This is a genomic window from Roseateles toxinivorans (assembly GCF_004362525.1).
Classification (GTDB): domain Bacteria; phylum Pseudomonadota; class Gammaproteobacteria; order Burkholderiales; family Burkholderiaceae_C; genus Paucibacter; species Paucibacter toxinivorans.
Map to the genome: position 1 here is coordinate 598,214 of NZ_SNXS01000003.1, position 25,587 is coordinate 623,800.

Annotated in this window: 20 protein-coding genes and 1 tRNA gene; 5 read left to right on the forward strand and 16 right to left on the reverse strand. The window is 68.9% G+C overall.

Translation table 11 applies throughout. The features are described 5' to 3' along the window. Positions 1 to 2: 2 nt before the first annotated feature. The 9 genes from DES47_RS14060 to alaS all read right to left on the reverse strand — a co-directional run bounded on the left by DES47_RS14060 (position 3) and on the right by alaS (position 10,208). Positions 3 to 692 carry an ABC transporter permease gene (locus DES47_RS14060; RefSeq protein ID WP_133701334.1) on the reverse strand — a complete coding sequence of 230 codons (690 nt, stop codon included), beginning with the start codon at positions 690 to 692 and terminating at the stop codon, positions 3 to 5. After that, positions 689 to 1,378, reverse strand: a complete 690-nt coding sequence (locus DES47_RS14065) for an ABC transporter permease (protein WP_133701335.1) — start codon at positions 1,376 to 1,378, stop codon at positions 689 to 691. The genes DES47_RS14060 and DES47_RS14065 overlap by 4 nt, the downstream gene beginning before the upstream one ends. A 19-nt stretch (positions 1,379 to 1,397) precedes the next feature. Continuing rightward, positions 1,398 to 2,168 carry an ABC transporter substrate-binding protein gene (locus tag DES47_RS14070; RefSeq protein WP_133701336.1) on the reverse strand — a complete coding sequence of 257 codons (771 nt, stop codon included), beginning with the start codon at positions 2,166 to 2,168 and terminating at the stop codon, positions 1,398 to 1,400. 23 nt (positions 2,169 to 2,191) lie between these two features. Further along, positions 2,192 to 3,445, reverse strand: a complete 1,254-nt coding sequence (locus tag DES47_RS14075) for a cyanophycinase (protein ID WP_133701337.1) — start codon at positions 3,443 to 3,445, stop codon at positions 2,192 to 2,194. Positions 3,446 to 3,583: 138 nt separating this feature from the next. Continuing rightward, positions 3,584 to 5,842: a hybrid sensor histidine kinase/response regulator gene (locus DES47_RS14080; RefSeq protein WP_133701338.1), complete on the reverse strand. Its 2,259-nt coding sequence runs from the start codon at positions 5,840 to 5,842 to the stop codon at positions 3,584 to 3,586. A 110-nt stretch (positions 5,843 to 5,952) separates the two neighbouring features. After that, positions 5,953 to 6,501 carry a GNAT family N-acetyltransferase gene (locus DES47_RS14085; RefSeq protein ID WP_133701339.1) on the reverse strand — a complete coding sequence of 183 codons (549 nt, stop codon included), beginning with the start codon at positions 6,499 to 6,501 and terminating at the stop codon, positions 5,953 to 5,955. Between the two features lie 108 nt (positions 6,502 to 6,609). Beyond that, positions 6,610 to 6,735: a hypothetical protein gene (locus DES47_RS29595; RefSeq protein ID WP_279537334.1), complete on the reverse strand. Its 126-nt coding sequence runs from the start codon at positions 6,733 to 6,735 to the stop codon at positions 6,610 to 6,612. A 40-nt stretch (positions 6,736 to 6,775) separates the two neighbouring features. Beyond that, a complete protein-coding gene (locus DES47_RS14090; RefSeq protein ID WP_133701572.1) occupies positions 6,776 to 7,564 on the reverse strand; it encodes a UPF0149 family protein in 789 nt (262 codons plus the stop codon). 16 nt (positions 7,565 to 7,580) lie between these two features. Further along, entirely contained in the window at positions 7,581 to 10,208 is a 2,628-nt protein-coding gene (gene alaS, locus DES47_RS14095; protein WP_133701340.1) for an alanine--tRNA ligase, read from the reverse strand. 175 nt (positions 10,209 to 10,383) lie between these two features. Between alaS and DES47_RS14100 the strand changes: the two genes are divergently transcribed. Further along, positions 10,384 to 11,862: an NAD-dependent succinate-semialdehyde dehydrogenase gene (locus tag DES47_RS14100; RefSeq protein ID WP_133701341.1), complete on the forward strand. Its 1,479-nt coding sequence runs from the start codon at positions 10,384 to 10,386 to the stop codon at positions 11,860 to 11,862. Between the two features lie 57 nt (positions 11,863 to 11,919). On the opposite strand, the gene DES47_RS14105 is transcribed toward DES47_RS14100, so the two are convergent. Beyond that, entirely contained in the window at positions 11,920 to 12,816 is an 897-nt protein-coding gene (locus DES47_RS14105; RefSeq protein ID WP_133701342.1) for a GGDEF domain-containing protein, read from the reverse strand. A 196-nt stretch (positions 12,817 to 13,012) separates the two neighbouring features. Between DES47_RS14105 and DES47_RS14110 the strand changes: the two genes are divergently transcribed. After that, entirely contained in the window at positions 13,013 to 15,499 is a 2,487-nt protein-coding gene (locus tag DES47_RS14110) for a hypothetical protein (protein WP_133701343.1), read from the forward strand. A gap of 1 nt (position 15,500) precedes the next feature. Here DES47_RS14110 and DES47_RS14115 read toward each other — a convergent pair whose 3' ends face one another. From DES47_RS14115 to DES47_RS14125, 3 genes are all read right to left on the reverse strand, one after another. Next, on the reverse strand, positions 15,501 to 16,349 hold the full coding sequence (locus DES47_RS14115; RefSeq protein WP_166651997.1) for a GNAT family N-acetyltransferase: 849 nt from the start codon (positions 16,347 to 16,349) through the stop codon (positions 15,501 to 15,503). Between the two features lie 37 nt (positions 16,350 to 16,386). Then, a complete protein-coding gene (locus DES47_RS14120) occupies positions 16,387 to 16,869 on the reverse strand; it encodes an SPFH domain-containing protein (protein WP_133701345.1) in 483 nt (160 codons plus the stop codon). A gap of 115 nt (positions 16,870 to 16,984) precedes the next feature. Beyond that, positions 16,985 to 17,986, reverse strand: coding sequence for a transglycosylase SLT domain-containing protein (locus tag DES47_RS14125; RefSeq protein WP_133701346.1), 1,002 nt, complete (start codon positions 17,984 to 17,986; stop codon positions 16,985 to 16,987). Positions 17,987 to 18,111: 125 nt separating this feature from the next. Between DES47_RS14125 and DES47_RS14130 the strand changes: the two genes are divergently transcribed. After that, on the forward strand, positions 18,112 to 18,312 hold the full coding sequence (locus tag DES47_RS14130; protein WP_133701347.1) for a hypothetical protein: 201 nt from the start codon (positions 18,112 to 18,114) through the stop codon (positions 18,310 to 18,312). A 1-nt stretch (position 18,313) separates the two neighbouring features. On the opposite strand, the gene DES47_RS14135 is transcribed toward DES47_RS14130, so the two are convergent. Together DES47_RS14135 and DES47_RS28990 are read right to left on the reverse strand one after the other, a co-directional pair. After that, the gene (locus DES47_RS14135; RefSeq protein WP_166651998.1) at positions 18,314 to 18,871 is read right to left on the reverse strand and encodes a cohesin domain-containing protein; all 558 of its coding nucleotides are present in this window, start codon (positions 18,869 to 18,871) and stop codon (positions 18,314 to 18,316) included. A 44-nt stretch (positions 18,872 to 18,915) separates the two neighbouring features. Then, positions 18,916 to 21,516 carry a C25 family cysteine peptidase gene (locus DES47_RS28990; RefSeq protein WP_208114999.1) on the reverse strand — a complete coding sequence of 867 codons (2,601 nt, stop codon included), beginning with the start codon at positions 21,514 to 21,516 and terminating at the stop codon, positions 18,916 to 18,918. Between the two features lie 123 nt (positions 21,517 to 21,639). On the opposite strand from DES47_RS28990, the gene DES47_RS14145 reads away from it, so the two are divergent. Then, on the forward strand, positions 21,640 to 25,140 hold the full coding sequence (locus tag DES47_RS14145) for an ATP-binding protein (protein ID WP_133701348.1): 3,501 nt from the start codon (positions 21,640 to 21,642) through the stop codon (positions 25,138 to 25,140). Positions 25,141 to 25,215: 75 nt separating this feature from the next. Beyond that, complete coding sequence (locus DES47_RS14150) at positions 25,216 to 25,401, forward strand: hypothetical protein (protein WP_133701349.1); 186 nt, start codon at positions 25,216 to 25,218, stop codon at positions 25,399 to 25,401. A gap of 103 nt (positions 25,402 to 25,504) precedes the next feature. On the opposite strand, the gene DES47_RS14155 is transcribed toward DES47_RS14150, so the two are convergent. Further along, positions 25,505 to 25,578: transfer RNA gene (locus tag DES47_RS14155), tRNA-Gly, on the reverse strand. Between the last annotated feature and the right edge of the window lie 9 nt (positions 25,579 to 25,587).

A 25,587-nucleotide genomic window follows, 5' to 3' on the forward strand; every position in this document is an offset into this window, starting at 1 on the left:
GTCTAGCGGCGGGGCTGCAGATGGCGCAGCCAGCGCTGCTCGGCGGCCCGGAACAGGGCGACCAGCAGCAGGGTCAGGGCCAGATAGAACAGCCCGGCGGTGATGAAGGCCTCGAAGGGCAGGTAGAAGCGGGAATTCACCTCGCGGGCGGCGCCGGTCAGGTCGGCCAGGGTCACGATGCTGGCCAGCGAGGTGCCGTGCAGCATCATGATGACCTCGTTGCCATAGGCCGGCAGTGCGCGGCGCAGCGCTGAGGGCAGCAGGATGCGGCGCCACACCGCGCTGCGGCTCAGCCCCAGGCTCTGCGCCGCTTCCAGCTCGCCCAACGAGCCGGCCCGCAGCGCGCCGGCGATGATCTCGGTGGTGTAGGCGCAGGTGTTCAGGCCGAAGGCCAGCACCGCGCAGAACCAGGCGCTGGACAGCAGCGGCCAGGCAGCGCTGTTGCGCACCGCCTCGAACTGCGCCAGGCCGTAGTAGAGGATGAACAGCTGCACCAGCATCGGCGTGCCGCGCATCAGATAGGTGAAGCACCAGACCGGCCTGCTGAGCCATGGCGACGACGAGGCCCGAAGCACGGCCAGGGGCAGCGCTCCAGCCAGGCCCAGCACTAGCGACATCAGCAGCAGCTTGATCGTGGTGAGCAGGCCCGTCAGGTACAGCGGCAGGCTGACAAGAACAGCATCGAAGTTCATAGTGCCAACGCCCTGGAACCGAGCGAAACGCGCTTCTCCAGCTGGCGCAGCAGGACCACGCTGGCGCTGGTGATCAGCAGGTACAGCACCCCCACGGCGACGTAGAAGGTGAAGGGCTCGCGGGTCGCGCCGGCCGCCTGGCCGGCCTTGTGCATCATGTCGTTGAGACCGATCACCGACACCAGCGCGGTGGACTTGACCAGCACCAGCCAGTTGTTTGTCAGCCCCGGCAGCGCCAGGCGCAGCATCTGAGGCCAGACGATGCGCCGCTGCACCTGCCACAGGCTCATGCCATAGGCGCGCGCGGCCTCGGCCTGGCCGCCCGGTATGGCCAGCAGGGCGCCGCGGAAGGTCTCGGTCAGGTAGGCGCCGAAGATGAAGCCCAGCGTTGCCACGCCGGCCGCGAACGGGTCGATGTCGATGTAGCCATCAAAGCCCAGCTGCGGGGCTGCGGCGTTGATGGCCAGCTGGCCGCCGTAGAAGATCAGGAGCATCAGCACCAGATCGGGCACGCCGCGTATCAACGTGGTGTAGACGGCGGCGATGCGCCGCAGCCAGACTGCCTGCGCCAGCTTGGCATGGGCACCGAGCAGACCCAGCAGCAGTGCCAGCAGCAGGGCGCTCAGGGCCACGCCCAGGGTCAGGCGCGCGCCTTCGAGCAGGCTGTCGAGATAACCGTGCAGCATGATGTCGGGCCGTGGCGTCTTACTGGCCGTAGACGTCGAAGTCGAAGTAGCGATCCTGGATCTTCTTGTACTCGCCGCTGGCGCGTATTGCCTTGATCGCTGCGTTGAGCTTGGTGCGCAGCGCCTCATCGCCCTTGCGCATCGCAATCCCCACCCCCAGGCCGAAGTAGGCCGGATCGACGTAGGACGGGCCGGTCAGCGCAAAGCCCTTGCCGGCCGGCGTTTTCAGGAAGCCGGCATCGCCGGCCACCGCATCGACCAGGGTGGCGTCCACGCGGCCGGCCGCCAGGTCGAGGTAAATCTCGTCCTGCTTGGCATAGCGCACGATCGTCGCCCCGGCGAACTTGTCGCTGGCAAAGCGGTCGTTGATGGTGCTGCGCTGCACACCGATCTTCTTGCCCTGGAAGCTGGCCGGCGAGCCGTCGATCGGTGCGCTCGCCTTCGTGATCAGGCGGTTCGGCGTCTTGTAGTACTTGTCGCTGAAGTCCACCACCTTCTGGCGCTCCGGGGTGATAGACAGCGAGGCGACGATGAAGTCGAACTTGCGCGCCTGCAGGGCAGGGATCATGCCGTCGAAGTCCTGCTGCACCTGGGTGCATTGCGCGCCCATCTGAGCGCAGACGGCGTTGGCGATGTCGATGTCGAAGCCCTTGAGCTTGCCGTCGGGCCCGACCGAGCTGAATGGCGGGTAGGCGCCTTCGACGCCGACGCGCAGCTTCAGTGGCTCGGCGGCGATGGCCGATGCGGCGAAGGAACAGGCGGTCAGCAGGCCAAGAAGTTTCAATTTCATGATCGGTGCACTCAGAGGGGAGGTCAGGGTTTGGCGGCCTGAAGCGGCCGATACAGGGGTTGGCTCAGGGTGATCGGTGTGACATCGAGATAGATGTTGAAGACGCTGTAGTCCTCGCCGCCGAAGGCGCCGGTGTAGTAGCCGATGCTGTCCGCGCCCTTGCGGAAGCGGAACTCGAAGCCCAGCTCGGGCCTTGCGGAGCCGGGCCCGCCGAAGGCCAGCGCCGTGACCTCGCGCTGTGCGTTGTCGATCAGATTGCCCATCAGATTGGCGACGGTGGTGTCGCCCAGCGCATCGGCATAGAAGGCGTCGCGGGTGAAGTAGGGCTTGAAGCCGGCGGCATTGGGGTCCACCTTGAGGTCGGCGAGCTTCTCCTTCGACGGCGTGGCGCTGCGGGTGCTGAGCTGGTAGCGGTCGCCGCGGTCCAGATAGCTCAAGCGGGCATTGCGCAGATTGAAGGCCGGCAGTCGCGGGTCGCTGCTGGCCTGGCCGAGGTCGGCGATCAGCGCGCCCTTGTAGCCGATCACCTCCAGGCTGTCGCCCTGGAAGATGACGGCGGTGTTCTCGTCGACGCCGACGCCCAGCTGGTAACCCTTGGCCAGCATCAGCGGCAGCATGCGGCCGAAGCGCCCGCGCTTCAGGAAGTGCTGATCGACAAAGATGTCCGGCCCGACGAAGCCCAGGCCGCGATCGATGTGCCTGCCCTCGGTCATGCCGCCTTTCATCACCTCGAGCACGTCCTGCGCGTCGCGGAACATATGGGTGCTCATGATGGCCGCGCCGGCACTGCTGCCGGCCACCACGCCACCGGCGCGGTAGATTTGCCAGATGGCGGTCAGCACCGGCGTGGGCTGGCCTTTTTCGTCGAGCAGGGCCTGGGTGATGCGCTCCTGCGCGCCGCCGGAAAAGTACACCCCTCGGGCGGCCAGCACCTTGGCCACCAGCGCCGGATCGCGCGCGGCGGCGCGGTAGTCGCTGCCGGCCAGGCGTGGTGCGATCGGCAGCGCCTCGGCTACCGCGCCATGCTTTTGCAGCACCTCCACCAGCGTGTCGCCGGACTTGCCCGGGTTGCCGGCCGCCGTGGCCAGCACCACCCAGCGGGCGCCCTTGCCGCCGCTCAGATCGACGAGCCGCTGCCAGACGGCGTCGTTGTCCAACTTCAGCGCGCCGCCGATGGCCACGGCGATGCCCTTGCCGGGAGCAGCGGTCTGAGCCTGCGGCGAGGTCGCCAGGCAGCCAAGCAGGGCGGCAAGCAGCCAGGATTTGAGTCGGAGCATGTTGGGCAGGGCGTAGCGTCGATGCGGCGCATGGTGTCATGCCCGGTCCGACTATGGGCGTGCTGACTATGGCGGTGGCGGAGTTCTGTAGCTAGGCGTCGCAAATCTGCAAGGCCGGGCCGGCCCGGCGCCCGACGCTCAGGCCGCTGCGGAGGTTTCGCGCAGCAGCCCGTCCACCTCGCTGAGCACCTGCTCGAAGTCCAGCGGCTTGGTGATGTAGGAGCGCGCACCGGCGCTCAGCGCCGCGCCGACGCTGTCGTCCATCACGTCGGCCGAGACCATCAGCACGGGCAGGCCGGGGGCCAGATGCTCGTGCCGCAGCGCCTGCAGGACGTCCAGGCCGCTGCCGTCGGGCAGCTGCATGTCCAGCAGCAGCAGGTCGGGGGTCGCCTGGCGCAGCGCGGCCAGGCCATCGCGGACGGTGGTGCAGATCTGCAGCGTGATGCCGGGCCGCTTGCTCAGCAGGGCCTGCATCACGGTGGCGTTGACCGGGTCGTCCTCGATATAGAGCACCTTCTTGGGGCCGTAGGCGGGCAGCAGCTCGGGCAGCGGCAGAGGCTGCAGTGGCGTGTCGGAGGACAGCGGCAGGGTGACGCAGAACTCGGTGCCCACGCCCGGCGCGCTGCTAACGCTGATCTGGCCCTGCATCAGCTCGACCAGGGTGCGGGTGACGACCAGGCCGATGCCGGTGCCGGCCTTGCCGGAGTCCTCGCGGCCCAGCCGGTTGAAGGACTGGTAGAGGTTGGCCAGTTGCTGGGTGCTCAGGCCCAGGCCGGTGTCGCGCACGCGGATTTCGACCGTGCCCGGCGCACCGGCCAGCACGTTGACATCGACCCGGCCGCCGGGCCGGTTGTACTTGACGGCATTGCTCAGCAGATTGACCAGCACCTGCTCCAGCCGCATCGGGTCGGCCTGGGCATAACCCAGGGTCTGCGACAGGTCGGCCGGTGCGTGCAGGGCCAGGGTGACGTGCTCGCGCTGTGCATCGGCCGAGACAAAGGCGATCGCATCGCTGATCAATGCCGGCAGATCGACCGGCCCAGGTGTCAGCTTGACCTGGCCCGACTCGATGCGCGACAGCTCCAGCACATCGCCGATCATGCCGGCCAGGTGCCAGCCGGCGCGGGTGATCAGCTGTATGCGCTCCAGGCGCTGCGGGTCCTCGCGCAACAGCGGGTCGCGCTCCAGCGACTGGGCGAAGCCGACGATGGCATTCAGCGGCGTGCGCAGCTCATGGCTCATGCGCGACAGGAACTCGCTCTTGGCCCGGTTGGAGGCCTCGGCCCGCTCGCGGGCGCGCTCGGCGGCCAGGCCGCGCACCTCTTCAGAGATGTCGGAGATGACCAGTATCCAGGCGACCTCGGGCGCGCCCAGCAGGGTGTTGGCCTGCAGCAGCGCGTCGAAGGCCGGCGCCTCGCGCGGCTGCAGGCGCAGGCGCTGCATGTACTGGCGCTGTTCGGGGATCTGACGGCTGCTCAACCACTCCGCCAGGTCCACGTCGGGCGCCTCGACGCTCACCTGGGCAAGTCCGTTCAGCGCCTGTCCTTCCAGGTTTCTGCAGCCCAGCAGCCGGGCGGCCGCCGCATTGGCAAAGCGGATCTGCAGATACTGGTCCAGCGCCAGCACGCCATCTCGCAGCGAACTCAGGATTACCGAACGCTCGTGAAGGCCTTCGAGCAGGCGCTGTTCGGCCTCGCGCCGACGCGCCATCTCCAGCGCGCGGTCATGCTGGAACTTGTTGACGGCGGTGGCCAACTCGATGATCTCGTCGCTGTCGCCCTGGACCCCACCGGCAATCTGCACACGGGCGCTGGGGTCGTCGAGCTTGATGCTGCGCAGCTGCTCGACCAGAGCGGACAGGCGCAGGGTCACCAGTCGGTGCAGCAGCAGCAGGATGCCCAGTGCGATGGCCAGCACCTTGAGCAGCTCCAGCGGCAGGCGAGCCAGCGTGCGGCGCATGATCTGCGCGTCGATGGCGTCGAATGATTCGCTGACGCGCAGGCGGCCGATGCGCTGCACGCCCTCGCGCGTGCGTGCCGGCGCGCTCAATTCCAGCTCGCGCACCTGGGTCGCGGCGGGCAGGCCCTGGCCCTCGCGCTTGAGATCCACCACCGGGCTGCCATCCTCCGACAGCACCTCGACACGCACGATCGCGCCATCGCGGGTGAGGTTGCGTGCCTGCAGCTCCAGGGCCATGGTGTCGTAGTTCCACAGCGCCAGGGCGATCGGGCTGGCGCTCAGCGAGAGTGCGGAGTCGGAGGCGCGGCGTGCGGCTTCCGTCAGCTGCACGCGCTCTCTCCACACCTCCAGTGCGCCCACGACGACGAAGATCAGGGCGCTGAATGCTGCCACGGCCACAAACATGCGTGTGACCAGCGAGCTGGCTATTCGCTGCATCTGGCGGATCCTTTGTTGTGGCGGCTCCCGGGCGAGGCTCGGGCCATGCTAGCGCAGCCGGGTGCCGGTCGGCGCGCTCTGCCGACCGGAAAGCCACTAGATTTTGCCAACTATTGCCTTGCCGGGCTGGCCTTGGCGGCGGGCAGTTGCGGCGGATTGGGGTGCAGCCGGGCCATGCTGAGCGTGTCCACGTACTGGCCCTGGCGCAACGCATAGGCGCGGTGCCGCCCCTCGTGCTCGAAGCCGCTGCGCTCATAGAGGCGGATGGCCCGGGCATTGTCGGCATACACCGTCAGCTCGATACGCAATACCTGGCCCCAATTGTCGGCATAGTCCGTCAGCGCCTCCATCATGGCCTTGCCCACACCCTGGCCCTGGGCCTCAGGCAACACCGCGATGCCCAGGCTCATCGCATGGCGCCGCCGAAGCGCCTTGCCGACGCCGTGCAGCCCGGCACAGGAGACGACCTCGCCCTTCATCTCGGCCACCAGTACCAGGTCGATGTTGCCCGGCACCTCATTGCCCTCCAGCACGGCCTTCCAGCGGGCTTCGCTGGCGTAGGGCAGTTGCAGCAGACCCGGATAGACCCGGTCATCTCCATTCATGCGGGTGATGGCCGCGGCATCACTGGGCAGGCAACGGCGAATGCTGAACGTCATCTCTGGCTCTCCTTGGGGTGATGAGTCTTGTGGACTCCGGACAAACAAAAAGGCCCGCTGGGGTCAGCGGGCCTTTTGGGGGATACCTGTACTGCTCTTGGCTGTTCCTTAGACCCGCGCTCCTGTATCGATCGACATGACGACGACTAGCGCTTGCGGCAGGCAAATGGCAAAAACCTGCGCGGCCGAGAGGGCCAGGCAGGTTTGCGGGGTAAAGGTGTTGCGGCGCAGCATGGACTCAGTATCCGGGCCGCCGCGGGGCCTTGTCAATACTTCAATGCAGCGAACTCGGTGCGCCGTGGCACAGCTTGAACTTCTTGCCGCTGCCGCAGGGGCAGGGGTCGTTGCGGCCGGGCAGCTCCTCGACGCGGCGGGGCTCGGGCTTGGGCGCGTAGTGGATCCAGAACAGGCGCATGTCCTGAGCGGCGAACAGGGCGTCGTTCAGCACCTCGTCGGCGCTGACATCGGTGCGCTCGTAGGTGGCCTGCAGGTACTCGTTGCGCTCATCACCCTCGGGCAGCATCACGGCGGCAATCGAGTTCAGCAGCTCGTCGAACAGCACGCCGGCCTCGGATTCGGGGTCCTTGATGGTCCAGCTGTCGGCGTGGTTGTCCAGCGCCTGCAGATAACCTTCAGCCCACAGTGCACCGGCCGCAGGCATCAGCGCCGCATCCTCGGCCGTCATCAGGCCTTTCTTGATCAGCTCGGCATGCAGCTCGGGCGGCAGCTCGGTGATCAACGGGCTCAGCGACAGATCGTCGGGCGACTGCATCAGCCGGTCCGGGTCGATCTGGCTGGCGATCACGTTCCAGCGCTGGGTCAAGAGGGCCACGAACTCCTGCATGTCGGCCGTCTCCTTGAAGGCGGCCGACCAGTCGTCACCAAACAGCTCGCTCAACGCGGCGATCGGCGTCACTACCGTGGGGCCGGAGATCAGCGCCGTCAGATAGCCATCCAGAAAGTCCAGCGGCACGGCCTCGTCATCGGGCTGGCTGTCGCTGAGGTCTTGGAGCAGCGTGGCCAGACGCTCCAGCTCTTCGGGGGTAGAGACGAGACGCTTCATGGGCAGACCTTGTTGTTCAGAGGCGCTCGGCCACCCAGGCCTGCACCGAGGCCAGCGCGGCGGGCACGCCCGCTGCGTTGCTGCCACCGGCCATCGCCATATCGGGCTTGCCACCGCCCTTGCCGCCAACCTGCTGGGCAACGAAATTCACCAGCTCGCCGGCCTTGATCTTGCCCATTTGGTCGGCCGTGACGCCGGCCGCGATCTGCACCTTGTCGCCGTCGACGGCGGCCAGCACGATGGCCGCGCTCTTCAGCTTGTCCTTGAGCTTGTCCATGGTGTCGCGCAGGGCCTTGGCATCGGCGCCCACCAGGGTGGCGGCCAGCACCTTGATGCCGCCCAGGTCAATGGCCTGGGCCACCAGCTCATCGCCCTGCGACGAGGCCAGCTTGCCCTTCAGCGCGGCAATGTCCTTCTCGAGCTGCTTCACATGGTCCAGCACCGCATGGATGCGCGCCTCGACTTCGCCGGGCGCCGCCTTCAGGGTGCCGGCCACGCCGTTGACGGTGGCTTCGAGCTGCTGCAGATAGGCCAGTGCGTTGTCGCCGGTGACGGCTTCGACGCGGCGCACGCCGGCGGCCACGCCACCTTCAGCGACGATCTTGAACAGGCCGATGTCACCGGTGCGTTGCACATGGGTGCCGCCACACAACTCCTTGCTGGAGCCGATCTCGAGCACGCGGACAGAGTCGCCGTACTTCTCGCCGAACAGCATCATCGCGCCGGTCTTCTGCGCGTCGTCCAGCGCCATCACCTTGGCCGAGGCCGCGGCATTGGCCAGGATCTCGGCATTGACCAGCGCCTCGACCTTGCGCACTTCGGCATCGCTCATCGGCGCGTTGTGGGCGAAGTCGAAGCGCGTGCGCTCGGCATTCACCAGCGATCCCTTCTGCTGCACATGGGCGCCCAGCACCTCGCGCAGGGCCTTGTGCATCAGATGGGTGGCGCTGTGGTTGCGCACCGTGTGCTGGCGCTGCTCGGCATTGACCTTGGCAGCGAACTGATCGCCGACATTGACCGTGCCTTCAACGACGCGGCCATGGTGGCCAAACACATCGGCCTGGATCTTGATCGTGTCTTCGACGACGACCCGGGTCGTGCCGTTGCGCAACTCGCCGCTGTCGCCGGCCTGGCCGCCGCTCTCGGCGTAGAACGGCGTGTGGTCGAGCACGATCACCGCGTCATCGCCCGACTTGGCACTCTGCACGGGCGAGCCATCGACGTAAATGGCCGTGACCTTGGAATGCTCGCAGACCAGGTGCTCGTAGCCGTGGAACTGCGTCGCGGAGCCTGTGTACTCCAGGCCCGCGGACATCTTGAACTTGCCGGCCGCGCGGGCCTGCTGGCGCTGGCGCTCCATGGCCACCTGGAAGCCGGCCTGATCGACGGTCACGCCGCGCTCGCGGCAGACGTCGGCGGTCAGGTCGACCGGGAAGCCGTAGGTGTCATGCAGCTTGAAGGCGGTCTCGCCATCGATCTGCTTGGCTCCACCGGACAGGGCCGCTTCCAGAATCTCCATGCCATTGGCAATGGTCTGGAAGAAGCGCTCTTCCTCCTGCTTCAGCACCTCGACGACGCGCTGCTGGCTCTGACGCAGCTCCGGATAGGCATCGCCCATCTGGTTGGCCAGCTCGGCCACGATCTTGTGGAAGAAGGGCGTGCGGGCACCGAGCTTGTAGCCGTGGCGGATGGCGCGGCGGGTGATGCGGCGCAGCACATAGCCGCGGCCCTCGTTGCCGGGGATGATGCCGTCGACGATGGTGAACGAGCAGGCGCGGATGTGGTCGGCAATGACCTTGAGGCTGGGGCTGTCCTTGTCGCAGTCTTGACCACCGGCGGCATCAACCGCCGCTTTTGCGGCGGCCAGCAGCGCCACAAAGGTATCGATCTCGTAATTGCTGTGCACATGCTGCAACACGGCGGCCAGGCGCTCCAGGCCCATGCCGGTGTCCACCGAGGGTTTGGGCAGCTTGTGCATCACGCCCGCTTCATCGCGGTTGAACTGCATGAACACGTTGTTCCAGATCTCGATGTAGCGGTCGCCGTCCTCGTCCGGGCTGCCCGGGGGGCCGCCAGCGATCTCGGGACCGTGGTCGTAGAAGATCTCGGTGCATGGGCCGCAGGGACCGGTGTCGCCCATCATCCAGAAGTTGTCGGAGGCGTAGCGGCCGCCCTTGTTGTCGCCGATGCGCACGATGCGCTCTGCGGGCACGCCGATCTGCTTGTTCCAGATCTCGTAGGCCTCGTCGTCCTCGGCGTACACCGTGACCCAGAGCTTCTCGGCTGGCAGATTGAACTTGGTCGTCAGCAGTTCCCAGGCGTAGGCGATGGCGTCCTGCTTGAAGTAGTCACCGAAGCTGAAGTTGCCCAGCATCTCGAAGAAGGTGTGGTGGCGGGCGGTGTAGCCGACGTTGTCCAGGTCGTTGTGCTTGCCGCCGGCGCGTATGCACTTCTGGGCGGTTGTCGCGCGGTTGTAGCTGCGCTTGTCGAAGCCCAGGAACACGTCCTTGAACTGGTTCATGCCGGCATTGGTGAACAGCAGCGTCGGGTCATCGCCGGGCACGACCGGGCTGGAGGCCACGATCTGGTGTCCCTTGGACTCAAAGAACTTGAGGAAGGTCTGGCGAATTTCTGCGGCTTTCATCCGTGGGCTCTCTTCGATGTAAATGCTTGATTTCTCGAACCTTTTGATTATAGGTGGGGCATCCACCGGCCAACCCGGTGGGCGATTGGCGTAAAACCGGGCGTGTCAAACCCGGCTAGAGTCGCGTCCTTGCCCGGGCGTTGCGCCGGGCCGCCCCGCTATCAAGGAGATTCTCATGGACAGCAAGACTTCCCCATTGGCCTCGCTGAAGGACGCCAGCCTGCTCAAGACCCATGCGCTGATCAACGGCGAATGGGTGGCCGGCGGCGCTCGCTTCGATGTCACCGACCCCGCCACCGGTGCCAAGCTGGCCGACGTGGCCAATCTGGGCGAGGTCGAGACCGAGGCCGCCTTGCAGGCCGCCAATACGGCCTGGCCGATCTGGCGTGCCAAGACGGCCAAGGAGCGCGCCGCCATCCTGATGAAGTGGTACCAGCTGATCGTGCAGAACGCCGATGACCTGGCCCGTATCATGACCGCCGAGCAGGGCAAGCCGCTGGCCGAGGCGCGCGGCGAGGTGATGTATGGCGCCAGCTTCATCGAGTGGTTTGCCGAGGAGGCCAAGCGCATCTATGGCGAGACGATACCGACCACCGACAGCAACAAGCGCTATCTGGTCATCAAGCAGGCGATGGGCGTCTGCGCGGCGATCACGCCCTGGAATTTCCCGATCGCGATGATCACCCGCAAAGTCGCCCCAGCGCTGGCCGCAGGCTGCACCGTGGTGATCAAGCCGGCCGAACAGACGCCGCTGTCGGCTCTTGCCGTGGCCGAGCTGGCCCAACGCGCCGGCATGCCGGCCGGCGTGCTCAACATCATCACCGCCGATGGCGACAGCTCGATCACCATCGGCAAGGTGCTGTGCTCAAGCGACATCGTCCGCCACCTGTCCTTCACCGGATCGACCGAGGTCGGCCGCATCCTGATGAAGCAGTGCGCGCCGACGATCAAGAAGCTGTCGCTGGAGTTGGGCGGCAACGCCCCCTTCATCGTGTTCGAAGATGCCGACCTGGACAGCGCCGTCGAGGGCGCCATCGCCAGCAAGTACCGCAACGCCGGCCAGACCTGCGTCTGCGCCAATCGCCTTTATGTGCAGGACAGCGTCTACGACGCCTTCGTCGCCAAGCTGGCCGAGAAGGCCGGTGCGATCAAGGTCGGCAACGGCTTCGAGGCCGGCATCAACCAGGGCCCGCTGATCGATGACCAGGCCATCGCCAAGGTCGAGGCCCATGTGGCCGACGCGCTGGCCAAGGGCGCCCGCGTGGTGCTGGGCGGGCAGCGCATTGGCGAGCGCTTCTACACACCGACCGTGCTGGCCGATGTGACCTCGGACATGCTCTGCGCCCGCGAGGAAACCTTCGGCCCGGTGGCACCGGTGTTCCGTTTCAAGACCGAGACCGAGGTCATCGCCCTGGCCAATGACACCGAGTTCGGCCTGGCCAGCTATTTCTACAGCCGCGATATCGGCCGCGTCTACCGCGTCGGCGAGGCGCTGGAGTACGGCATGGTGGGCATCAACACCGGCCTGATCGCGGTGGCCGAGGTGCCCTTCGGCGGCGTCAAGCAGTCAGGCCTGGGGCGCGAGGGCTCGCACCATGGCATCGACGACTACGTTGAGGTGAAGTACCTCTGCTTAGGTGATATCCAGAAGTAGCCCGGATGCAATCCGGGGGCCATTGTTGGCTTGCCACCGTCCCGGATTCCATCCGGGCTACCCTTCTTCGTCATTCGCCGCCGGCTTGGCCTTGCGGCTGCGCTCTGGCCACTGCGTGAGGCCAGCCTTGCCGGCCACCGGCCGGCCGGCCGCGGCGGCGGTGGCCAGGCGCAGCAGGGTGTCGGCGTCCTGCGCATCTGACGGGTACAGGCTGATGCCGACGCTGCTGTTCAGGGTCAGGTCATGCCCGGCCACCGACAGAGGCTTGTGCACCGCGTTCTGCAGCTTGCGGGCGACGCGCTCGGCGTCCTCGGGCTTCTCGGTCGAGGCCAGCAGCACGCCAAACACATCGGCCCCGAGTGAGGCCACCACATCGCTGGCGCGCACACCGGCGCGCAGCCGCACCGCCACCTTGCGGCGCAGCACATTGGCGGCCTCGCGACCCAGGTCCTCCTTGGCGCGCAGCAGGCCCTCGACACGCACCACCAGCAAGCCCATCGGCGAGGGCTCGCGCTGGCGCAGCGCCAGCAGATGGTTCATATGCTCCAGCAGCTGGGTGCGGTTGGGCAGGCCGGTGCCCAGATCGGTGGCATAGGCCTTGCGCGCGGCCCGGTCCAGCTTGTGGCGCTCGATGCTCAGGCGCAGGCAGCGCGGCAGGCAGGCCAGCTGGGCCATGGGCAACACGTCCTGCACGCCGCGGGAGAGCAGGTCCAGCGTCCAGTCGGGCTCGCAGTCGGGGGTGAACACCAGGGTGGCGCTGTGCTGCACCGCGTGGCTCAGGGCCGGCCAGGCGCTCAAGCCCGCGGCGCGCTCGTGGGGCAGGGCGGCAAGCAGCGCATCAAAAGGGCTTTCACCAAGTCGCTGGGCGGCGGCGCTGAGATCCGCGCAGCGTTCGATCTGGAACGGCCCCCAGACCGACTCGGTCAGACCGTCCAGCAAGTCCGGGCGGTTCATTTCGTCCACCCACAAAACCTGGAGTGCTGCTGGGTTCAAAGCCTGTCCTCGCTGACTGTTGGGGGCGGGCAGAGGCCGCCAGTGTTCTTTCGTTTCATTATGGGAGCATTGCGCTGGCCCGCCGGGCGGGGAATCCCTTGGGATGGGAGGTGGAACCCGCTAACGGCTCGATCAGCGGCCGGGTCACAATGCCACCATGACCAGGAAAGATGGCTTTGACCCTAACGAGGCGCTGCAAGCCTTCAACCAGCGCATGCGCGAGTTGGAAAAGCCGCTGGACCTGACGATCTCGCTGGACAGTCTGCAGTCCAACAACACCAAGCCGGTGCCGCCGCGCGCCGACGAGGTTTCGGGCTACTCCGCCCGCCCGTCCAAGCGCTGGAATATGCAGGACGTCACCGACGTCGAGGACATCAGCGAACGCCGCCGCGCGATTCCCTTGCCGGTCGAGGAGCCGGCATCGCCTGCACCGCCGGAGCTCTTGCCACGGGTCGAGGAACTGCTGCCCGATCCCGCGCCTCAGGAGCCCAGCCTGGCCCAGGAACGGCACGCCTCGGAGGAGGCTGCCCTTGGTGCGCTACGCGCACGGCTAGAGGCCGAACAGGCCGAGGCCGAGGCGCTGACCGCTCAGCAGGCCGCCGAGGAGCAGATGGCCCGCGCCCAGGCGGCCAGGGACAAGGCCGCAAGGGCCCGCGCCGCCGAAGAAGCCGCATTGAAGGCTGCGGCCAAACAGGAAGCTGCGCGTCAGGCGGCCGAGCGCAAGGCTGCTGCCAAGGCCCAGGCCGCTGCGGAGGCTGAGGCCAAGGCGCTGGCCCGTGCGCAGGCCAGGAAGCAGGCCGAGGAGGCTGCCGCCCGCGCCCGTGCCGAGGCGCAGGCGCTTGCCGCCGCCCGCAAGGCCGAAGCGGCACGCCTGGCCGAGCAAAAGGCGGCCGCGCAACGGGCCGCCGCCGAGAAGGCAGCAGCCGAGAAGGCCGCGGCACAGGCGCTCGCTGCCCAGCGCAAGGCCGAAGCCAAACGCCTGGCCGAGGAGCGGGCGGCTGCCGAGCGCGCCGCGATGGAGCGGGCCGCGCGCGAGGCAGCCGAGCTGTTGGCGCGGCAAACCGCAGCGCGAGAGGCCCAGCAAGCGGCCGAGCAGGCAGCTGCCGAGCGTGATGAAGCGGCCCGGCGCGCCGAGGCCGTTCGTGTGGCCGCTGAACAGGCCGAGGCGCAGCGGCTTGCGGCCGAGCGCGCCGAGCGACTGGCTGCTGAGGCTGCGGCGCGCGAAGCGGCCGAACGGGCGGCTGCGCTGGCCGCCGAGCAGGCGGCACTACAGGCGGAACAACAGACGCTCAGACTGGCGGCCGCCCTCGCTGCCGAACTGGAGACCGAGCGCCGGGTCGAGGCCGCGAGGCAGGCCGATCTGGAGGCTCAGGCCTTGGCCGAGGCGCAGCGTCTGGCAAGAGCGGCGCACGATGCCAAGGTGGCTCGGGAAGCCGCCGAGGCCAGGCGTCTGGAACAGGAGCAGCGGTTGGCCGCCGAGCGCGCCGAGGCCGAGCGTATTGCCATGGCCCGCATGAGCGCCGCCGAACGTGCCGCCGCCAAGAAGGCCGCCGTGGACCGTGCCGCAGCAGCGGCCCGTGCCCAGGCCGTTGCAGACAAGGCCGAGGCCGAACGTCAGGCCGCCGAGCGCGCCGCTGCAGAACAGGCTGAGGTCGCGTTGGCTGCCGCCCGGCGTGCCGAAGCCGAGCGGCGCGCGGCCGAGCAGGCCGCCGCTGAACGGGCCGCTGCGCTGGCCGAAGCCGAACGACAGGCTGCCGAGCGCGCCGCTGCCGAACAGCTGGCCGCCGAGCGGGCGGCGGCCAGGGCCGCAGAAGAACGTGCTGCGGCCGAACAGGCTGCCGCTGAGCAAGCGGCGGCGGAGCAACGTGCGGCGGAGTTGGCTGCGGCCGAACGGGAGGCCGCCGAACAGCGCGCGGCCGAGCAGGCAGCGCTCGCCGCCGCCCGCCTGGCCGAGGCCCAAAGGCTGGCAGCCGAACAGGCGGCGGCGAAGGTGGCGGCCGAACGGGCCGCCGAAGCGCAGGCCGCAGTAGCGAGGGCCGAAGCGCAGCGCCTTGCCGAGGCACGAGCAGCCGCAGAGCTACAGGCCGCGCGCGAGCGGGCCGAGGCCGAGCGCGCCGCCGCCGAACAGGCAGAGATCGAGGCGCGGGCCGAGCGTGAGCGGGTGGCGGCGGCCATGGCAGCAGCCGAGGCCGAAAGGCTGGCAGCTGCAGACGCGGCAAAGGCGGCCGAAGCCGCTCGCCGGGCCGCGCTGCAGGCCGCCCGCGATGCCGCGGCCGCGGCCCAGGCCGAGGTCTTGGCCAGCTTGCAGATTGCCATGCCCAAGCCGATTGAACGCGAAGCGCTCGATCTGAGCAGCATCTCGATGCCGCGGGTGTCCGCCCCGGTGGCACCGGCCCTGCCCAGCTTCAGCATGCCCGTCAAAACCGAGCAGGCCCGGGTCGACCTGTCCGACCTCGGCAGCCTGCTGTCCCAGGTGGCACACAGTGCCGCCGAGGCTCAGCAGGCGCCGCCCGATGCCGAGCAGTGGCAGGCCGGTGACGCGCTTCGTGGTCTGTTCAATGCGGAGCGCCACGCCCTGGCGCCTGAACTGGACCTGAGCAGCCTGCGCACGCTGACCCAGCCCAAGCCCGACAAGGGTGGCTGAATCAGCTCCGCAGCGGCTTGACCATCTGCAGCTGGTGCAGGGGCAGCAGCTGAAAACCGAGCTGACGCAAGGCCTGGCCCCCGAGATCGAGCCGCTGCAGCTGAGGCACCTTGATCTCATGACCCGGGTGGCTGGCCAGCAGCTGTTGCATCAGGCCAAGCGCATCGGTCTGGTCCGGGCCGTGATCGACCAGGCTGTGTACGGTGACGACCAGGGTCGGCGCGGCGACGCTGAACACCAACTGCGCCTGGCCGCGGCGCAGCGCCTTCAGCGCGTTGGGCAGCGTGCGCAGCGAGGCGGGCGTGATCTGCAGCGGCAGGTCCGGCACGCGCAGCGCGGTCTCGTCCAGCCAGGCAAAGGCCGATGGAAGGTCAATCTCGGCAACGGTCGGCGACACGCCGTTGAAAGCGGCATTGCCCAAGGCATAGCCGTGCAACTCATGCAGGGCGGTGAAGCCGCGCCCTTGATAGAGGCGCAGCGCCCGCTCGTTCTGGGCAAATACCTCCAGCTCCAGCGTCCGCACCCCCGAGGCCCCGGCGCGCGCTGTCCAGTCATCGAGCAGGGCCGGTGCGGCGCCGCTGCCCCGTGCGGCGGGCAGCGCGCCCATGGTGGCCAGGCGCCAGCGCTCGGGGCCGCGGGGTGCCACCAGCGCAAAGGCCAGCACCTGGCCGGCGCGCAGCGCCACCCGGCTCAGCGACAGATCGGCCGCCTGGCGCCCGAGAAACTGCGGCCATTGCTCGGGCGAGAGCACGAAGGGGCCGATCAGATAGTCGGCAAATGCCGCAGTGAAGGCCTCGTGTAGCAGGCCGGGCGCCAACTCGTCGGCCGGCATCAGGGTCAGGTCTTGCATCTCTTGCTGTCTGGGTTTGAACCGAACAGGCTCTACCCTAGCAGAATGCCGCGCGGCGACGATCCCGGCATTGGCGCAGCGCGCACAGATGATCCACATCGGCCTCGATCTGCCGGCCCACCGGTATGTCCACCTGGCGCAAGACCACCAGGTCCACGCTCAAGCCCCAATCGGCTGTGGATCGCTGCAGCCCTTGCTGCAGCTGCGCTTCGATCGCCCCTTGCTCGATCAGCAACGCCGCCAGACCGGTGTCGGCAAGCAGGGTGCGCATCTGGCGCTGCGCGGCGGCCACCAGCAGGGCGGTCTGCTGGTGGCCGCACAGAGGCCAGGCCTCGATATTGATGACATGCCAGGCCAGATGGACCAGCAGATCCACCGTGACGCCGTCCTGGGTCTGCGCGGCTTCGACTCGGGCGCTGGCAGCCAGCAGCAGCCCCTCGACCTCGCCGGAGGCCACCGCCGCCGCGACTGCAGGGCGCGCCGATTGCAGGCTGCCGAAGGGGTTTGGTTGCAGGTTCATGCCCCTACTGTCCGTGGGGTGGTGAGCGACCGTCTGTACGCTGGCGCACACAAGGCCACCCGTCGCCGTCAGGATTGCGCGAACGCAAATGGGCGCGGCGTGGCGGGCCGGTCGCTCAGCGGGGCGCGGGCCGCGCCGGGTCGCGTAGCAGCGCCAGCATCGCCGACGGCGCCGTCACTGTCGGGTCGAACGGGTGGGAGCGCTGGCCGCCGATGGCGGCGATGATGCGCCGCACATACATCCGCGTCTCGGCATAGGGCGGCACGCCACGGTAGCGGTCCACCGCACGCTCGCCGGCGTTGTAGGCGGCCAGGGCCAGTGACAGATCGCCCTCGAAATAGGCCAGCAGCCAGCGCAAATAGGCCATGCCGCCGCGGATGTTCTGCGCCGGATCGGTCGGGTTGCGCACCTTGAAGCGCGCGGCGGTGTCCGGTATCAGCTGCATCAGGCCCTGGGCATTCTTCGGCGACAGGGCCAGCGGATCGAAATTGGACTCGGTGGCCATCACCGCCAGCACCAGATGCGGGGCCAATTGGTAGTCGGGCGCGACCAGACTGACGAAGCGCACGATGGTCGGCGGCGCATTGGCCGGCGGGGGAGGCGCTGGTAAGGCCACCGGCTTGCGCGCGGGCGTGGCTGCTGCGATGACCGGCGCCGGGTCCGCGTCCGGCGGCTTCAGGCAGGCGGGCGGCGCGCCCTGCGGCGTGCCCATCGACGCGAGCATGTTCTGCGCCTGCGTCATGCCCTGCTCGGCGGCGGCGGAGAACAAATGCGCGGCCTGGGCGTCGTCCCGCGCGATGCCGCGCGCATTGGTCAGCATCCAGGCCAGGTTGTACTGCGCCACCGCGTCACCGTACCGCGCCGCCCGGCAATACAGCTGGGCCGCCTGCACCGGGTCGCGCGGCAGGCCGTCGCCATGCTCGTAGCGCTCGGCCTCCTGCCGCCAGCGCAGCACCTGCGAGGGCACGACCGGCCCGGCCTCGCGCGGCGGCGTGGCCGGGCGGGGCAGGGACTCCAGGCTCAAGGTCGGCACCTGGGCGCCGGCCAGGCCGCACAGCAGCAGCAGGAACCAGGCGAGACGGCGCGAGAGCAAGGCGAATAGCGGGACGGCGGGCACAGCGGCTCGAAGGGCAAAGAGGAGGGCAGTTTAGCCGCCGGTAGCTGTTGGGGGCCCCACCTGTTTGCGGGTGGTCCCTGATGTGATACTGTATGCAAACACAGTATTCAACAGCGGAGCCTGCCATGCAGCTGAACCTGAACGATCCGAAGTCCATCGTCGCCTGGTACCACGTGCACCCGGCGGTGCACGGCGCCCAGCTGGAGACCTTTGCCCGCATGTGGCCGCAGTTCCGTCGCGCGCTGACGGCAGCGCGCGACGTGATCGAGGAGGAGCAAAGCCATGACCAGGAGGCCGCCGCGGCGGCCGAGGCGGTGCTGAACTGACTCAGCGGCGGCGTGCCAGCCAGCCAATGGCTGTCAGCCCACCGAGCAGCAGCGCCCAGCTGTCCGGCTCCGGCACCGCGCTGACATTGACCATCGCGCCCTGGTAGCTCACCGAGACGACCTCGGCCAGATCATTGGCAAAGGGAAAATTCGGGCTGTCGCTCAACGTGATGGCGCTGCTGCCGCCAGCCTTGGCACTGAACTGCAGCGTGGCGACCTTGAAGTCGCCGGTCGGCAGCTGGGCCTTGAAGCTGTTGAAGTAGACGTCGCTGAGCGTGCCGGCGGCGTTGTCGATCAGCCCGTTGCTGCTGACGAATTCCCACACCACGGTATCCACCGTGACGCTGGTCAGTGACAGCACGCTGGCGTCGAAGCTCAAGTTGAAGCCGCCGCCGACGACCTTGTCGGAGAAGCCGCTGCCGCTGACCAGCAGGGCAAAGCTGTCGCCGGGGTTGACGTTGCTGTCGACGGGCGTGATGACCAGGCTGCCGGCGGCCTGGGCGCTCACGGCGCCGAGCAGCAGGGCCGCGGCACCGGCGAATTGGCTGAGGGTTTTCATGATGTGTCCTTGGGTTGGTGTTGAACAAGCAGGGCAGGGGAAACTCATTCCGTGGAGCGGTGCCAGGCCGAGGGGCCGGGCCGGGTGCTGAACAGCCGGCGCACCTGGGCCAGGTCCAGCGCATTGATCAGGCCGTCGCCGTTGAGGTCGGCGCGGTTCGGGCCGCGGCCACCGAAGGCGGTGCGCACCAGGGCCAGGTCGATGCTGTTGACGATGCCGTCGTTGTTGACGTCGGCGTCGCAGGCATCGCCATAGCCATCGCCGTCGCTGTCGCGCTGATTGGCATTGGCCACATTGAGGCAGTTGTCGCGGCTGTCGGGCACACCGTCGCCGTCGCTGTCGGTCTCGGTGCGGGCCACCTGCTGGCTGGCGCCGTCGGCCGAGGCCACGCGCAGGAGGAAGTTGCCGGTGAAGCCGCCCAGATCGATGCTGCCGTTGCCGTCGGCATTGATCAGCGTGCGGCCGATCAGGCGCCCGTTGGCCGGATCGATGGCCACGGCGGTGACCATCTCCGGCGGGGCCATGTTTTGCGGGCAACCCAGGCAGGGTTGGCGCGCCACGTTGACAAAGGCCGTGCCTCGCAGCACCGACAGGTTGACGGTGGACAGGTTCCAAGGCGCGGTGGTGCGCAGCTTCACCGTCGGGTCGCCCAGCACGTTGTAGATGTTCATCTCGTGGCGCAGGCCCTCGACGCCGACCACGGCGCCGCTGTCGCTGGGGTGCAGGTTGTCCGTCGTGCCGGCATCGACGGCGGCCATGTACGCAAAGCCGTGGTTCAGCACATCGCCCATGCGGCGCACGGCGGCATTGCCGCCAAAGCCGGGCGCGAAGCCGGGGAAGATGGCGTCGAACAGGCCGATGGCGAGGTGGCCGTTGTCCACCGTGCTGCTGTTGCGGGTGTCGCCGATCACGGCCAGGCCGCCATCGACCTTGCGCACAAAGCTTTCGGCCCAGTAGACGCTGCTGGGGCTCGGGCCCAGGCCGCCGCCGACCTTGTTGGGGGCCAGGTCCACGGTCTCGTTGTCGAAGATGCCGCTGGCGCAGTTGACGCTGAAGACCACCGGGTACTGGTTGTTGGTCACCGACACCGAGCCCAGATTGGCAGTCTTGAACTCAGGGTCTATCCAGCCGTTCCAGCCACCGTGGTCGCGGTGGTAGATCAGCGCGGTGCCGGCGTTCAGTGCGGTGGTGATGTCCGCGGCGTCACCATTCCAGGCAAAGCCGGGCTTGCGCAGATCGGCAGGCACGGACAGGCCGCTGCGCCAGGTCGTCGGGTTGGCGGCGGCGCTGGCCTTGTAGATGCGCTGCACGGCATAGCCAAGCCCCATCGCATGGTTGCGCACCTTCTCGGTGACCTCGGCAAACCAGCGCTGGTCCTTGGTCCCGTTGCCCTCGAAGAAGGAGGCGAAGGTCAGGCGGCTGTAGAAATTCTGGCCGTTCGTCGGCCCGACACCGGCGCCGGGCGGCGGGAAGTTCTCGAAGGCCATCACCTTGGCCACCATCACATCGGCCTGGGCCAGGGTGTCCACCGGGAAGCGGCCGATGCCTATCGGTGGCACCGTCTCTTCCGTGGCGCCGGGCATGAACTGGCCGTACCACACATCGCCGGCGTTCTTCGAGTTGGTGTACCAGTTGTTCTGATCGTAGTGCGCCGGCACCTTCTCCGCGTCGCCCAGCAGCAGCAGCCACTTGGGCTTGATCACCTTGCTGTTGTAGTAGGCCGCCAGCCAGGTGCGGATCTGCACGGCCGTGGCGGCCGCACCGGCGCCGCTGATCGTCTGCGTCGTCACCACATGGGTGGAGATGCCCATCGCCTCCTTGTGGGCCTTCAGGGTATTGGCCGCGCTCAGGAAGTCCGGGTGCGTGACGATCACGAAGCGGGCGCCCGAGAGCTGCGGCGCGGGCGCCAGGCTTGCGCAAAGATTGGCCGTCATGCCCTGGTTCAGCGCGTATTTCAGCACCGGCAGCGGGGCCTTCTGCAGCAGTTTGTCGATGCCGTCGAAGGCAGAGATGGTGCGGGTGTCGGCCAGATGGTCGACCACGAAGCAGGGGCCGGCGGCATGCTGCACCTGCACCAGATAGCTGTCGTACCAGGTCAGCATCTGGGTGGCCGGGTCGTAGCCATAGGGCGAGAAGCGCAGGGTCTCGACATTGGCATCGCCCTTGAAGATGGCCTTGCGCGACAGCGCCTCGCCGGGCCCGGCCGCGCCCTTCAGATAGCGTGTGGCGTCGAACTCGAAAGCCGGCAGCGGCTCGTTCTCGAACGCGGTTTCGCTGGGCTGCACCGGATACAGGCGTACGCTGGCGCGGCGCAGTGGCCCCTCGGGCGTGACGGTGATGCCGGGCGCGCTCATGAAGTCCACCGGCAGGGCCAGCGGGAAGCCGGTCACGGGCAGCTCGGGCAGGCCGCGTGCATCGGCGCCGCCGCGCACGCTGCCCAGGCCCTGTTCGCCGCGGGCAAAGCGCCGGAACTCGCCGCTGGGCGTGTTGACGACCGTGAAGGCGGGTGTGCCGACACTGATGCGCACATGGGTGAGCCGCTCGCTCTCCCTGACCAGGGTGACGGTGGCGGCGGCCTGGGCCGCACCGGTCAGCGCGCAACAGATCCAGCAGGCAAGGGCGGTGGACGTTCTGACATGCTTCATGGCTATCTCCAGCTCGGCTTGGGTTGAGGCGAAGATAGGCGGGGGGCGTTGCGGCGGCGTTGCGCGGCCACCTGTGCATTCTTGGGATAGGGATTGCGCCTGAAGCGCTGGCATGATGGCCCGATGCTGCATCTCAGACTGCTGGGGCCGGTTCAGCTCAGCCATGGCCAGGCCGTGGTGGATCTGGGCGTCAAGAAGTCGCTTGCCCTGCTGGTGCTGCTGGAGCGCCGCGGGCGCCTGTCACGCACCGAGGTGACCGGGCTGCTATGGCCCGAGCTGGACGAAAGCAGCGCCCGGCGCAATCTTCGCCGCGAGTTGGCGCGGTTGCGCGATGCCGGCGCGCCCGGCGCCGTGCTGACCGATGGTGACTGGCTGCTGCCCGGCCCTGAGCTGCGCAGCGATGCAGCGGCGATGCGCGAGGCGCTCGACCTGGGCCAGGCCGACGAGGCCCTGGCACTGTGGGGCGGCCCGCTGGCCCAGGGCCTGGCGCTTGACGATGCATCGGCCTTTGACGACTGGTTGGCCGGCGAGCGCGAAATCGTCCAGGCGCTGCGCACCCGTGCGCTGGTCGCCTCGGCCGGCGCGCTGGAGGCAGCGGGCCAGACCGAGGCCGCGCTGGCCCGCGTGCAGGCCCTGTTGCAGGACGACGCGCTGCAGGAGCAGTTCCACCGCGACGCGATGCGCCTGCACGCCGCCTGCGGCCGGCGCGAGGCCGCACTGGCCCAGTACGAGCGCTGCTGCGAGCTGCTGAAGGCCGAACTTGACCTGCTGCCTATGCAGGAGACCCGCGCGCTGGCCGAGGCGCTGCGCAGCAGCGCGCCGGTGTCCCTGAACGAGTCCATCGCGTCGGCCCCAAGCCGGACGATCGGGGTCGCGGCGCTGCGTGCCGTCCTGCCTGACGCGCTGCCCTTCGTCGGCCGCGATGCCGAGGTGCAGTGGCTGGAGGCGGCCTGGCGCGGCGGCCACTGCCTGCTGATCGAGGGTGAGGGCGGGGTTGGCAAGAGCCGGCTGGTGGCCGACTTCATCGCTGCCCACGGCCCCTACGCCCTGGTGCGCTGCCGCCCCGGCGATGCCGAGGTGCCCTATGCCGCCTTCACGCGGGCGCTGCGGGTGCTGATCGGCCCCAGCGGGCCCAGCCCCGAGCTGTGCGAGCTGCCGCCCTGGGTGGTGGCCGAGATGGCCCGCCTGCTGCCCGAGCTGGGCCCGGTGCCCGCGCCGCTGCGCTCGGAGGCCGAGCGGGCGCGCTTTGTCGAGGCCTGTGCGCAGGGCTGGCTGGCGCTGGCGGCCGAGAACTTCGATGCCATCGTGCTCGACGACTGGCATTGCGCGGACGCAGCCAGCCGGGCGCTGCTGGCCTTTATCGCCGAGCGCCGCCACGATGGCGGCAAGGCCGGGGCGCGCGAGGTGCTGGTCTATAGGCCCGAGCTGAGCGAGGGCGCGATCGAGGCCTTGCGGCAGCTGCGGGCCAGCGTCGATGCACGCCATCTACTGCTCACGCCCTTGCCGCCCGCGGCCGTGCTCGACCTGGTGCGGCGCCTGTCCGGCGCCGAGGCGCCGCAGCTGTTCGCCGCCCGGTTGGGCCAGGCGACGCTCGGCAACCCATTCTTTCTGCACGAGACCCTGCGTCATTTGATGGAGCGCGGCTTGCTCGCCGTCGGCAGCGATGGAGTCTGGTCCACCCCGTTTGACCAGGCTACGCAGGACTATCGCGAACTTGAGGTGCCGGCCAGCGTGCGCGAGGCCGTGCTGGCCCGCGTGCAGCGCCTGCCCACCGCCAGCCAGCGCGTGCTGGAGGCGGCCGCGCTGGCCGTCGAGCCTTTCGCGCCGGCCCTGCTGGCGCCGGCCTGTGCGCTGTCCGAGCTCGACACCGTGCTGGCCATCGAGCAGGCGCTGGCCGCACGCCTGTTGCGCGAGCATGAGACCGGCGGTTTCGCCTTTGCCCACGATCTGGTGCAGCAGGCCATAGACGCCGCCTTGTCGCCCGAGCGTCGCCGCCTGGTGCACCGCCGGCTGGCCCTGGGCGCCGAGCAAAGCGGTGCCGGCCCGGCGCTGATTGCCGCCCATCACGAAGCCAGCGGCGATCCGGCCCGGGCCGTGGCCCAGCGCATCGCTGCGGGTGACCAGGCCCAGCGCCTGCATGCCCAGACCGAGGCCACCGCGCAGTGGCGTCAGGCTCTGGCCGATGGGCCCACGCCGGCCCAGGCGGTGGATCTGCATCTGCGTTTGATGCGCGCCGAGCGCATGCGCATGCTGCAGGGCGAGCGCGACCCGCACTCGACGGCGCTGCTGGCGCTGATAGCTGCCGGCCATGTCGGAGAATCCCAGCGCATTGACGTCCTGATCGCCGTGGCCAATCACTTTGTGCGCAACGGCCTGCGCCGTGAGGCCCTGGACCTGCTGGACGGCCTGCCCGCCACCATCAGCGAACACCAGCAGGCCCAGGCCATGGACACGCGTGCCGAGGGCCTGCGCCGCATGGGCCAGCTCGACGCCGCACTGGCCGCCGCGCAGGCTGCGCTGGCCCTGCCGGCGATGCAGGGCCAGGACCGCGCCGACCTGCTGTTCACCCTGGCCCTGGCCGAACACGCCGCCGGCCGCCTGGCCTCGGCCATGCCGCTGGCCGAGGAGGCACTGGCCCTGTGCCGGACCCTGGGTGACGAGGGCGGTGTGGGCCGGGGCCTGTGCATGCGCGGCACCTTTCTGATCGAGATGGGGGATGCCGATGGGGCCCAGCAGGCCCTGAAGGCAGCCGTCGCTCACTGCACACGCATGGGTTTTGTGGTGATGCGGCGCGCCTCGCTCTACAGCCTCAGCGCCAGCTATCTGGAACAGTCCCGGCTCGGGGAGGCGCTGGCGGTGGCCCAGGAGGGCTGGCAGCTGCAGCCGGCGCTGGCGCAGGGCGAACTGCGCCTGATGTACCGCACCGCCTTCGTTGGCGCGCAGATGGGCCTCGGTGATCTGGGCAGCGCCTGGGCTCACGCGCTGCCCGCGGCCGAGGAGGCCTTGCGGATCGCCGAGCCCTATCCGATCGCCGGGGTGGCGCTGGCCACGTTGGAGCTGTTCGGCCTGCTCGGCGCCCAGGAGCTCGCGGCACCGCTGCTCGCCGGTGTTGACGACAGCACATTGGCAAGCCTGCCCCACGTGGCCAAGGAGGCCTGGCTGGCCCGCGCCCAGTTCGAGCTGATGGCCGGTGACCGGGCGGCCGCCGCCCACAGCCTGGAGCGGGTGGCGGCCGGTGGCGCTATCGTCGATCCCCGCGTGCGCGAGCGCCATCTGCTGATGCAGGCCGAGCTGGCGCTGGCCCAGGGCGATGCTGCGGCGGCGCTGGCCCTGCTGCCTGGCCCCGAGGCCGCCAGCGCCAACCCCGAGTGCCGGCTGCGCCGACTGGCGCTCCGGGTGCAGGCCCAGGCCCGGCGCGGCACGCTGGATGCCACCACCTTGGCGCTGGCCCGGGCCACGCTGGCGGGGCCGCAGGCCCATGCGGTGGCCGCACTCTATTTGCTGCGGGCCCTGCCCGGCGCCGGGCAACTGCTGGCCGCCCATATCGACCGACTGGGCAGCAGCCTCGCCGCCGAGCCCGAACGGCAGCAGGCCTTTCGCCAGCGTTGGGCACTGGCGGCCTGATCAGGGCGAACTCGGCAACGGCGCCGCAACGGCCGCCGCCTATCGTGCGTTCACCCTTAAGGACTTCGGACCGCCATGGAGCCCCGCCCCCTCACCCTTGCGCTGCGCCTGGCCGTGACGCTCAGCCCCGATGGCCGCTGGACCGCCCGCGCGGAGCTGCCCGACGGCTCGGTCAAGGTCTTCAGCAGCCCCTTCGAGCTGGCGCGGTTTGTGGCGCAGGCGCCGGTGGCGGTGCCGGGGAAGGGGGGCGGGCTGAGGTGATGTCGCGGACATGGCTTGAGCGAACCCCGGTGGGACTCAAACCCAAGCGCCCACCCCAAAAGCCCAAAGGCCATGCCTCTGAGAGACATGGCCTTTGGGCTTTTGGAGCGGGTGATGGGAATCGAACCCACGCTATCTGCTTGGGAAGCAGAAGTTCTACCATTGAACTACACCCGCGTTGCGGTG

What these genes read in the sequence shown, in the direction of transcription:
- DES47_RS29595 (WP_279537334.1), bottom strand. Translation starts at nt 6,735, where the DNA reads ATGCTGCGCCGCAACACCTTTACCCCGCAAACCTGCCTGGCCCTCTCG.
- DES47_RS14100 (WP_133701341.1), top strand. Translation starts at nt 10,384, where the DNA reads ATGGACAGCAAGACTTCCCCATTGGCCTCGCTGAAGGACGCCAGCCTG.
- DES47_RS14120 (WP_133701345.1), bottom strand. Translation starts at nt 16,869, where the DNA reads ATGAACCTGCAACCAAACCCCTTCGGCAGCCTGCAATCGGCGCGCCCT.
- DES47_RS14085 (WP_133701339.1), bottom strand. Translation starts at nt 6,501, where the DNA reads ATGACGTTCAGCATTCGCCGTTGCCTGCCCAGTGATGCCGCGGCCATC.
- DES47_RS14090 (WP_133701572.1), bottom strand. Translation starts at nt 7,564, where the DNA reads ATGAAGCGTCTCGTCTCTACCCCCGAAGAGCTGGAGCGTCTGGCCACG.
- DES47_RS14135 (WP_166651998.1), bottom strand. Translation starts at nt 18,871, where the DNA reads ATGAAAACCCTCAGCCAATTCGCCGGTGCCGCGGCCCTGCTGCTCGGC.
- DES47_RS14130 (WP_133701347.1), top strand. Translation starts at nt 18,112, where the DNA reads ATGCAGCTGAACCTGAACGATCCGAAGTCCATCGTCGCCTGGTACCAC.
- DES47_RS14105 (WP_133701342.1), bottom strand. Translation starts at nt 12,816, where the DNA reads ATGAACCGCCCGGACTTGCTGGACGGTCTGACCGAGTCGGTCTGGGGG.
- DES47_RS14080 (WP_133701338.1), bottom strand. Translation starts at nt 5,842, where the DNA reads ATGCAGCGAATAGCCAGCTCGCTGGTCACACGCATGTTTGTGGCCGTG.
- DES47_RS14145 (WP_133701348.1), top strand. Translation starts at nt 21,640, where the DNA reads ATGCTGCATCTCAGACTGCTGGGGCCGGTTCAGCTCAGCCATGGCCAG.
- DES47_RS14110 (WP_133701343.1), top strand. Translation starts at nt 13,013, where the DNA reads ATGACCAGGAAAGATGGCTTTGACCCTAACGAGGCGCTGCAAGCCTTC.
- alaS (WP_133701340.1), bottom strand. Translation starts at nt 10,208, where the DNA reads ATGAAAGCCGCAGAAATTCGCCAGACCTTCCTCAAGTTCTTTGAGTCC.
- DES47_RS14060 (WP_133701334.1), bottom strand. Translation starts at nt 692, where the DNA reads ATGAACTTCGATGCTGTTCTTGTCAGCCTGCCGCTGTACCTGACGGGC.
- DES47_RS14070 (WP_133701336.1), bottom strand. Translation starts at nt 2,168, where the DNA reads ATGAAATTGAAACTTCTTGGCCTGCTGACCGCCTGTTCCTTCGCCGCA.
- DES47_RS14075 (WP_133701337.1), bottom strand. Translation starts at nt 3,445, where the DNA reads ATGCTCCGACTCAAATCCTGGCTGCTTGCCGCCCTGCTTGGCTGCCTG.
- DES47_RS28990 (WP_208114999.1), bottom strand. Translation starts at nt 21,516, where the DNA reads ATGAAGCATGTCAGAACGTCCACCGCCCTTGCCTGCTGGATCTGTTGC.
- DES47_RS14150 (WP_133701349.1), top strand. Translation starts at nt 25,216, where the DNA reads ATGGAGCCCCGCCCCCTCACCCTTGCGCTGCGCCTGGCCGTGACGCTC.
- DES47_RS14065 (WP_133701335.1), bottom strand. Translation starts at nt 1,378, where the DNA reads ATGCTGCACGGTTATCTCGACAGCCTGCTCGAAGGCGCGCGCCTGACC.
- DES47_RS14115 (WP_166651997.1), bottom strand. Translation starts at nt 16,349, where the DNA reads ATGCAAGACCTGACCCTGATGCCGGCCGACGAGTTGGCGCCCGGCCTG.